We start from the raw sequence: 8,628 nt of genomic DNA on the forward strand, positions 1-8,628 counted from the left end.
TGCTTTTTGTATATTTAGTTGGCACTTAAAAAATTTCTGTAGGACGATGATATTTATAAGACCTATTCTTCGCTTCTACCAATATCTTACTTGATTAGTATATGTCAAACTGTATTTGCCCTCTTTTATTTTTTTAATTACTAAAAATCTATAATATAGATAAGTGTTACCCTCTACAAAGTACAATTTATTATCGATAAATAAATCTAAGCCATGAGTGTTTTGAGCGTAGACTATTTTTGAGATGTTTAAGTTTGTTGTACTGCTCATTAGAGTATCGTTAAAAAATATTTCTTTTGATGTGAAATTTTCTAGTAGAATTTTCTCTCCTATCATTGAGTTTTCGAAAATTAAACATATTGAAAAAGGATTGGGACCTTCATCAAACTTTACTCTATTCTCATCAGATAAAGTATTATTTAGATAGGTGACTTTCATTGTTGACTTACAAGAAACTAACAATAAAATAAAAGAGGAATACCAAAGAATTTTTTTAAACATTATTTCATTATTAATTAGTGTCGTAAGGGCTTTTGTAGTTGTGAATTTTATCTTTGTCGGGTGTAATTTTATTAACATCATCCGAGTTATATTTTTTTATTCCTTCTATTATGTTTTTTAAAATTAATGTTAGTTGTTTAGATGCTAATGAAAAATTTACTTTATTAGGTGCATCTGGGGTGAACAAATTATCATTTACATCATTAAGTGTCAATTTTTTCCTTTCATATAAGACTTTACTTCCTTTTTTTCTTGTGAAATCATTCGCCTCGGCACCAACATCTAAACTTTGGTGATCATCTCCGCCTGATTCTTTGTTTTGAGAGATTAGATGAACTAAAAATTCATGAAATGATGTAAATGCTCCATTAGTTTTATTTACATCTTTTGTTTCAGAACTTAAAGATATTCCGTCAGCTCTTAAGTAAACTGAGCCCGTAATAACGTCGCCTTTTTGAGATTGTGGTACTAATCCAAAAGCGACCATATCAGCAGTCGACTTTTCCTCATTAGATATTTCTTTACCAAAATTTCTTGCTCCTTTTTGAAAATCATCTACAATAAATAAATTTATAGTAGCCGCAGAACTATAAGTTGCTGAAAAGGAAATATATTGTCCATCTGCATCATAACCATCAAAACCCTTTATACCAGTTGTTATTTGATAAATCATTTTGTCAATTAATCCTTTAGATATTATGTCAGATTCGTTAACAACTCTAAAATCTAAATGTATATGAAAACCTTTATCATTTTTTATGACTTTAAACTCTCTCCCTTCTAATTCAACTCCATCAATAACTCTATTTTCACTAAAAGCATATGGACTATTGTGTGGATATTTTTTGAATAGAGGATCCAAACTTAAAAACCTCCCCACCCTAGGATCATGCATCCTAAACGTATAATTTAAGCTATTACCTTCACCTTTCACTTCATCGTCTTTCTCCTGACCTTGAAACCCATAGCGATACGATTCAGCACTTCCATGCCTGTTTGGTACCAGCATTCCAAAAGGATAAAAACATTTTATATCAGAACGTAATCAAAAATATGAAAAAACCACTAATTGAAGTTGTAGTTTTTCTCAAGGAGGTTTAAAATACTCAAGGAGTAACTTAAAAGTTGATTATATTTCACTCAGCATAAAAGGGTAAAAAATAAACTAGAAAAATCTTATAGAAAATTTCAGACATGTTGTCCTACATTAAAATTCCATCTAACTAATCTAAACTTACATAAATGTTTATCTTTTTCTTAAAAACTACAATTTTTTCATTACATCTAGCTGGTTCCCAAACACTGTTCTTTATGATTTCAAGGGCATCCTTATCTAAGCTATTTAATTCATTACTATCACTACCTAAAAAATTTGCTGAACTTACTAAGCCATCTTTTTCAATTATAAATTCAAATGAGAATTTAAGTTTTACTTCTTCATTATTAAAATTTCTTTTTATTAAAATTTCTTGAATTAAATATTTTGTAAAGTCACTATGTCCCTTAAATTTTGGAGGAGTATCAGTCTTATAATAAATCAATTTATTATGATTCTCAGAAACATCTATTAGACACTTATCGTCAACAATTTTATTGTTTGTTTTAATTATTGTACATCCAATAAATTGTGTACAAATCAAAATAGGAATTATAAATTTTCTCATAAATGAATCTTATTTTTTTTCAACATCTTCTCCTGGAGTATTTAACCAATAATCCTCGAAATATTTTTTATAGTTGGACAGTACCTCATTTGAATTTAACTTACTATCATATACAGGCATAACACCGTAACCTTGCATCTGTAATTCAATTTCACTTTTCATTAACTTTATTTGATCTTGTGTTATAAAGATTGGTCTCTTTGAACTCCATAAATCTTTCAACTTTTGACCATCTATAGTGATGAGTCCATAATTCATAATATTATAAAAAATATTAGGATCTGTTGTAGAAGTAGTCTGATAATTATTTTTACCCAAACTTAATAATTTTGTATCTAATCCTTGTGTTTTTTCAAAGGGATGTTCAAATCTTAAAGTATGGAATAATTCATGAACAGCATCTTCTGCCAATTCATTTGGTGTTTTTACTGACCCATCTTTATTAAATATATTTAATGAAATAGATCCATATGTTGCAAAACCGGCAATCATGGGCTGCTCCATTGTACCCTTATGTTCTTGACCAAAAAGACTAATGGATGGTATTAATCTTTCTGAACTACTTCCACCGTTAAAAGAAACCGAGCCACTTATAGAACCATTTGAAGAAAGATTTAAAGTCTGATTAAATTGTACACTAATTGCATTCTGATACATTAATATTTGCTCCTTAGTAAAATTGACAGTTTCTTTATCAAAATCAAAACTTACATTTACACTAACTTCTGTTTTGTCATCTCTAATTGCCAAATCCCACTCCCTGCCTTCAAGTTCAATACCGTCTATAGTTCTATTTTCAGAAAAAGCATATGAACTATTCCAGGGGAAAGCTTTAAATGAAGGATCCACCGCAAAAAACCTCCCCACCCTAGGATCATGCATCCTAAACGTATAATTCAAACTATTGCCTTCACCTTTCACCTCATCATCTTTCTCCTGACCCTGAAACCCATAGCGGTAGGATTCAGCACTTCCATGTCGGTTAGGCACCAGCATTCCAAAGGAATGAGTGTGTTATTAAGAACGTAAGGTAAAAATACACTTTATTTTTAAATACAAAAAGCAACTCCAAAAAGTTGCTTTTTGGTTATTTAGGTGATAAATGAAAATATCCATAACCATTAGTAACTCCAGCCAATAATTTCATTTATCTCTCCAGTTCCGATTAAATTAGGCCACTCATAAAATCTGAATTTTGTGCCATTACTAATAGTTTTAAAAGGTTCATCTGTGTAAAAGTATATTTCTACTTCAGATGTTTCGCCTTTTTCTAATTTTCCTTTAATAATTCCTGAGGTTTTTATATCATTACCAAAATCAAATAAAGGTTTATAGCCATTATCTATAGGCCAAGTTCTTAAACTATTAGCAGAAAAAGTAATCTTAGCTTTTATTATAAATAATTCAATCATATTTAATTTTTTATCCAAGGATGATTCGGTAGTGGCATAGCATCAATAACAGATGTGTTTTTTAAATTTAATTTTTTAAATAAATTATTAGGTACAGAAATTCCCTCCATTAAATCCATTTCTGTTCTAAAAAGTAATGTTTCATATTTTGTATTAATAGAGGTTTTAATAATAAAAAAAGGTTTGTTGTCCGCCTGATAGAACAAACGACCAAAATTTGATGCATCCTCCGCTGATGTAGCAAATAATTTTCCTGTTTCATATCCTCCTTTATTTCTAAACCCCATATTCGCAATATCTATTAATTCATCACCAGAAATTGCTCTAAACAGATCAACACTTTTCCCTCTGTTCAAAGCAAAGCCTTTTAAACCTAAACCCATTCCAAAAACTGGAGAAGAGAAATCCATCGATTCTGTATGACCTGTTGCTGTATAATAAAGGGCCTTATTGAAAGAATTTATCTCGTGCGCTCCTATTTGAGAGAGTATATCCATAGGATCACCTGAAGAACCGTCAAAAACTCTAGAGGTCAAAAAATAATTTAGATTTTGACTAATCATCCTCTCCGGTCCCGGATTCCCTATTAACTTTTTCGCAGATTTCCAGCAAGTTCCTGTTGACCAACCATTCGCATAAGCTGCATCAAGTGCAAACGGCATAACAACCTCTTTATAATCGTCATTAGTGTACCAACCTGAAGCTGTTGTTTTAGTTCCTGAATGCCAACTCCATTCTTGATAACTCAATAAAAAACTTAAAGCATCACCTGGATTATCAGTAACCAAACTATAATCAAATGCAGATCCCTTTTGATTTTCTCTAGACCCTGGCTCAGCAGGCTCTAGACCCTCTAACTCTACCATATCAATGACACGATTACCACTAAATTGATATGGCGAATAAAAGGGGTATTTAGGAGCTAACGGATCCACCGCAAAAAACCTCCCCACCCTAGGATCATGCATCCTAAACGTATAATTCAAGCTATTTCCTTCCCCTTTCACCTCATCATCTTTCTCCTGACCCTGAAACCCATAGCGGTAGGATTCAGCACTACCATGGCGGTTTGGCACTAGCATTCCAAAAGAATGGAATTATTTAAAAGAACGTGAAGTAAAAATAAACTTTATTTTTATATAACAAATGCAACTATAAAGAGTTGCTTTTGGTTTTTACTTAATTGGTAAACGAAAGGATTCGCACCATCCCTTTGAACTATTTTTTTAGGAAAATTATTTCCCCTTTTTATCTATATTACAGGCTCTATAATTCAGCTAATAAATCTCTAAACCATGTCAATTCATTTTGAGAGTATTTTTCCTTATACAAATGGTATTTCTTCACATAGGAATCTTCTTTGATTTTTTCCAGATAAACCAGTTCAAAACCTTGATTCATATAGTTTTCACCAAACCTGATTTTTGATTTTTCGATATAATTGACTACTTCAATATATTTTCTTGTTTTTAAATAAAATAAAGTTATTTGATTATATGAATTGATTTCATCATGACTACCTACTATTTCCTTAAATAAAGTTTCTGAAGACTCATAAAGATTCATGTCAAAGAATAACCATGCTTTTTCAAGTAAAACATCGACAAATTGATTATTAGTTGAAATAGATTTATCGTAATAGAACATTGCCTCTTCATAATTATTTAGATGGTAATGATTAATATATCCTATAAAATAATAAGCTTCCTCTGTAATTCCAATTTCAAGAGATCCATTAAAAATTTTTATTGCATTATCTATTTCATTACAGTTTAAAAATGCATTTCCTAAAAAATTTAGTATATCAGAATCCACATAACTCTGAGGTAATTGTAGTAATTGATTTATAATGTCGGAACAATTTGTAATTAAATCTAATCTTTGGGCTCTTAATAAAATTGCCTCATAAAAATTCTCATCTATAGAAATTGCGTCTTCTAAATAACCCCAAGCTAAATAGTCAATTTCTTTTTTTTCATAAAGTTTAAAAAGCTCTAACCTTAACCATTTATTATTTCGTTGATTATCTACTACTAAATAACTTTCCAACATCTTAATCAATTGGTCTATATCAGTTTCATTACTTAATTGAACCAAACTTTTTACCATTAGAAAAAATGAATTTTTTTCAAAATCTTCAGATATATTTAAGGTCAATAATGCATCATTAGCAGTTTTTATTTGGTTTGTTTTATATAATGAATAAATATAAAAGGCCTTAAGTTCTTTTATTTCACCATGTTTGTTTGTAAATTCTTCTACATAATTTACATCAATAATTATATTATCAGTTATATACCGCTCTATTTCATAAATTTCTCTTTTCATAACTACTGACATTTAATATCCCTGGTTAAAAACTGGCAACTCTTTTACTTCTATCATTATTTCTTTACTATCTCCATTTTTTTTAGCTTCTTCAAAAATTCTATTTACTAACTCGACAGGTGAAGGTCCAAGCTCAATTTTTGCCGTTAATCTTGCAGATGTAAGATTTGTACCAAATAAATCTTCATCCTTATAATCTTTTAGTTTTTCAACAACTAATTGATTAAACACTTTTTGATAAGCTGATTCGGCTATCGTTAATTTAAATTGCATTATTCCATCAAATTGATACTCACTACTTACAGAAATATATGTATTTGTTTCCTCAATTCTCCCATGAATTTCAACTTTTTTAACCGATAAGTTGTAATTCTCTTTTAAATCGTTGATAAAATTTGCCCAAATGCCAAGATTCTCTAAGTGTTTAGTTTCCACTCCACTAGGATTTGGCTCGCCCGTTTGTGAATTAAAAGTCCTTGGATTTAAGTTATACTTTGCAATAAATTCATTCATGTTTCTTTCTGCATTACGTTGTGCAATTGTATTTTTAATTCTAAAAGATGGACTAAAACCTAAGACGCGATTAACTGCCCTCATTGAAGCATATGAGCCACCACTTCCGCCTCTCAAATAATTATTTACTCTTTTAATTGCAGGCCTCATTCTGGATGGTCGATTAGCTCTAGCATTTGAATGGGCAGGTTCTAATCCTTCTAATTCGACCATATCAAGGACACGATTACCACTAAAAGAATATGGAGAATACCATGGATATTCAGAAGCTAGTGGATCCACTGCAAAAAACCTCCCCACTCTCGGATCATGCATCCTAAACGTATAATTCAAGCTATTGCCTTCCCCCTTAACCTCATCATCTTTCTCCTGACCCTGAAACCCATAGCGGTAGGATTCAGCACTACCGTGTCGGTTTGGCACCAGCATTCCAAAAGGATAAACGTATTTTTAAGAACGTATTCAAATATATGAAAGAAACCACAATTTAAAATCGTGGTTATGATTTTAGCTTCGAGATCAGGAAATCATCAAAGAGTAATAAACTATTGGGAGAATACTTAAAACTTAAACTCCATTATATATTTGTAAATCCATTTATGTTATAATCCCTATTTTTAAGAGAACATTATGCTAAGTAGATTGAAAAAAGAATAAGTTCCAGCTTATTTAGCTTCTAATATTAAAACATTACCACCAGAATTTTCTATGTAATATATAATTTTTTCAAAATCATCTAAAATTCGTTTATTCGAATTATTAATAAAGAATTCAACTCTGAAATTTTTTTTTGATTTCTTAAATATAAAAATATATAAATAAGATTTAAACTCCTTTTCGTTTGTTCTTAATATATAATTTTCATCTTTTTTTTCTTGAAAATTATATTTCCTAAATACTTCAATATCATGATTGGATTTAATTTTTTCTAGATCATACTCTTTTATATAATATTCTGTCAATACTTTTAGGGGAATATTTTCTTCATCAAAAACACTTTCATTGAAAAATAAAAAATTATTATTATCTGAATCTATAAAGAAATGAAAATCTCTAGGTTCTCCACTTAAAAAGCTTAAATTTTTATAATTTTTATTTAAAAAAAATTTATAATCTACTTTAGTGTAATATTTTGGTATTACAATTAAATTTTCAGATTCTTTTTTATCTTCTTTACAAGAAAGAAAGCATATTAAAAGAAAACATAAATTAGTGTTAAATATTTTTTTTCTAAAAACTTCCATCTTCTTTTCTTGGACCAATTTTACTCTTATTTCTCATATAATTATCTTTCGGCTTGTTTTTTCCAAAATGTTTCTCCATTCTTTTGGCATAAGTTGGATTATTTTTAGGTTTAAAAGTATCTTCAATTTTCGCTATATTTCTATCTGGTTTTTCTAAAGTCCCACTAAGTGGACTAACAGCAAGTACTTCCGGATTCACAGATCTAGCTATTACCCCCAGTCTTTTTACCAATACATTTTCATTAACCTCAACAAATTTATAATCTTCATCAATATTTGCATTGTGATCATTGTAAACTGTTCTATCCAAATTTGCTCCCATACCAGCATTATGACCAGTTGCATGCAATATTATATACGAAGTAGTATTAATAATATCAGTCTTAAGATTTTCTGAAAGACTTTTTAATTGATCGGATTTAATTAATAAACCTTCACCATTTAGTGTGGCTAATTCATAATTTTCATTATTATTAATTTCTTCCGAAGTGACATTTTTGCTGATATCATTATAATTATTTGGTTTCTTTCCAAATTCTTTTACGATGTCTTTCGTATCTCCAATTAGTATAAATGAATCTGTTTTATCTAGGTTATTTGAATTAAATTCTCCCCCTTTTTCAGGGTTAAAGACTTTTACTCTTGTTTCAAGTCCAAAACTCTCTAAAACTTTATTTGTTTCTTTTATTATTTCATTAAGATCCTTAACAGTTAAACTATTATATGCTGAAGGTAAGATTACTAAATAAATTATATTATCCTTACCATCTGGGTCAACATAAATTATTGGATTATTATTTACGTAAGCATAAGGAGAGGAATTTGGATGAATTATCGGAGGGAGTGTTCAATAAACTGTGTCATTTCATTTTATTCTATCACTAAAATACGCATTTAAATCATTTTGAATAGCAGACCAGTGAAAAATTTGTCCATTCCATCTAGTTTGTGCGTTCATAATAGCTA

Annotated in this window: 10 protein-coding genes; all 10 read right to left on the minus strand. The window is 29.6% G+C overall.

What is annotated here, in order from left to right:
• Nucleotides 1-75: 75 nt before the first annotated feature.
• Complete coding sequence (locus tag IEV15_RS12920) at nt 76-438, minus strand: hypothetical protein (protein ID WP_188362946.1); 363 nt, start codon at nt 436-438, stop codon at nt 76-78.
• Between the two features lie 73 nt (nt 439-511).
• Nucleotides 512-1,510 (minus strand): RHS repeat-associated core domain-containing protein, encoded by a 999-nt coding sequence (locus IEV15_RS12925; protein ID WP_188362947.1) that lies wholly within the window; start codon nt 1,508-1,510, stop codon nt 512-514.
• 214 nt (nt 1,511-1,724) lie between these two features.
• On the minus strand, nt 1,725-2,165 hold the full coding sequence (locus tag IEV15_RS12930) for an energy transducer TonB (RefSeq protein WP_188362948.1): 441 nt from the start codon (nt 2,163-2,165) through the stop codon (nt 1,725-1,727).
• Between the two features lie 9 nt (nt 2,166-2,174).
• A complete protein-coding gene (locus tag IEV15_RS12935) occupies nt 2,175-3,161 on the minus strand; it encodes a hypothetical protein (protein ID WP_188362949.1) in 987 nt (328 codons plus the stop codon).
• Nucleotides 3,162-3,286: 125 nt separating this feature from the next.
• On the minus strand, nt 3,287-3,577 hold the full coding sequence (locus tag IEV15_RS12940) for a hypothetical protein (protein ID WP_188362950.1): 291 nt from the start codon (nt 3,575-3,577) through the stop codon (nt 3,287-3,289).
• 2 nt (nt 3,578-3,579) lie between these two features.
• Nucleotides 3,580-4,659: a hypothetical protein gene (locus IEV15_RS12945; RefSeq protein WP_188362951.1), complete on the minus strand. Its 1,080-nt coding sequence runs from the start codon at nt 4,657-4,659 to the stop codon at nt 3,580-3,582.
• A 184-nt stretch (nt 4,660-4,843) separates the two neighbouring features.
• Nucleotides 4,844-5,905: a tetratricopeptide repeat protein gene (locus IEV15_RS12950; protein WP_188362952.1), complete on the minus strand. Its 1,062-nt coding sequence runs from the start codon at nt 5,903-5,905 to the stop codon at nt 4,844-4,846.
• A gap of 12 nt (nt 5,906-5,917) precedes the next feature.
• A complete protein-coding gene (locus IEV15_RS12955; protein WP_229734159.1) occupies nt 5,918-6,847 on the minus strand; it encodes a hypothetical protein in 930 nt (309 codons plus the stop codon).
• A 236-nt stretch (nt 6,848-7,083) separates the two neighbouring features.
• Nucleotides 7,084-7,662, minus strand: a complete 579-nt coding sequence (locus IEV15_RS12960) for a hypothetical protein (RefSeq protein ID WP_188362953.1) — start codon at nt 7,660-7,662, stop codon at nt 7,084-7,086.
• Nucleotides 7,649-8,011 (minus strand): hypothetical protein, encoded by a 363-nt coding sequence (locus tag IEV15_RS12965; RefSeq protein ID WP_188362954.1) that lies wholly within the window; start codon nt 8,009-8,011, stop codon nt 7,649-7,651. Before IEV15_RS12965 ends, IEV15_RS12960 begins: the two co-directional genes overlap by 14 nt.
• Nucleotides 8,012-8,628: the final 617 nt, after the last annotated feature.

The organism is Flavobacterium orientale (genome assembly GCF_014638005.1).
GTDB classification, from domain to species: domain Bacteria; phylum Bacteroidota; class Bacteroidia; order Flavobacteriales; family Flavobacteriaceae; genus Flavobacterium; species Flavobacterium orientale.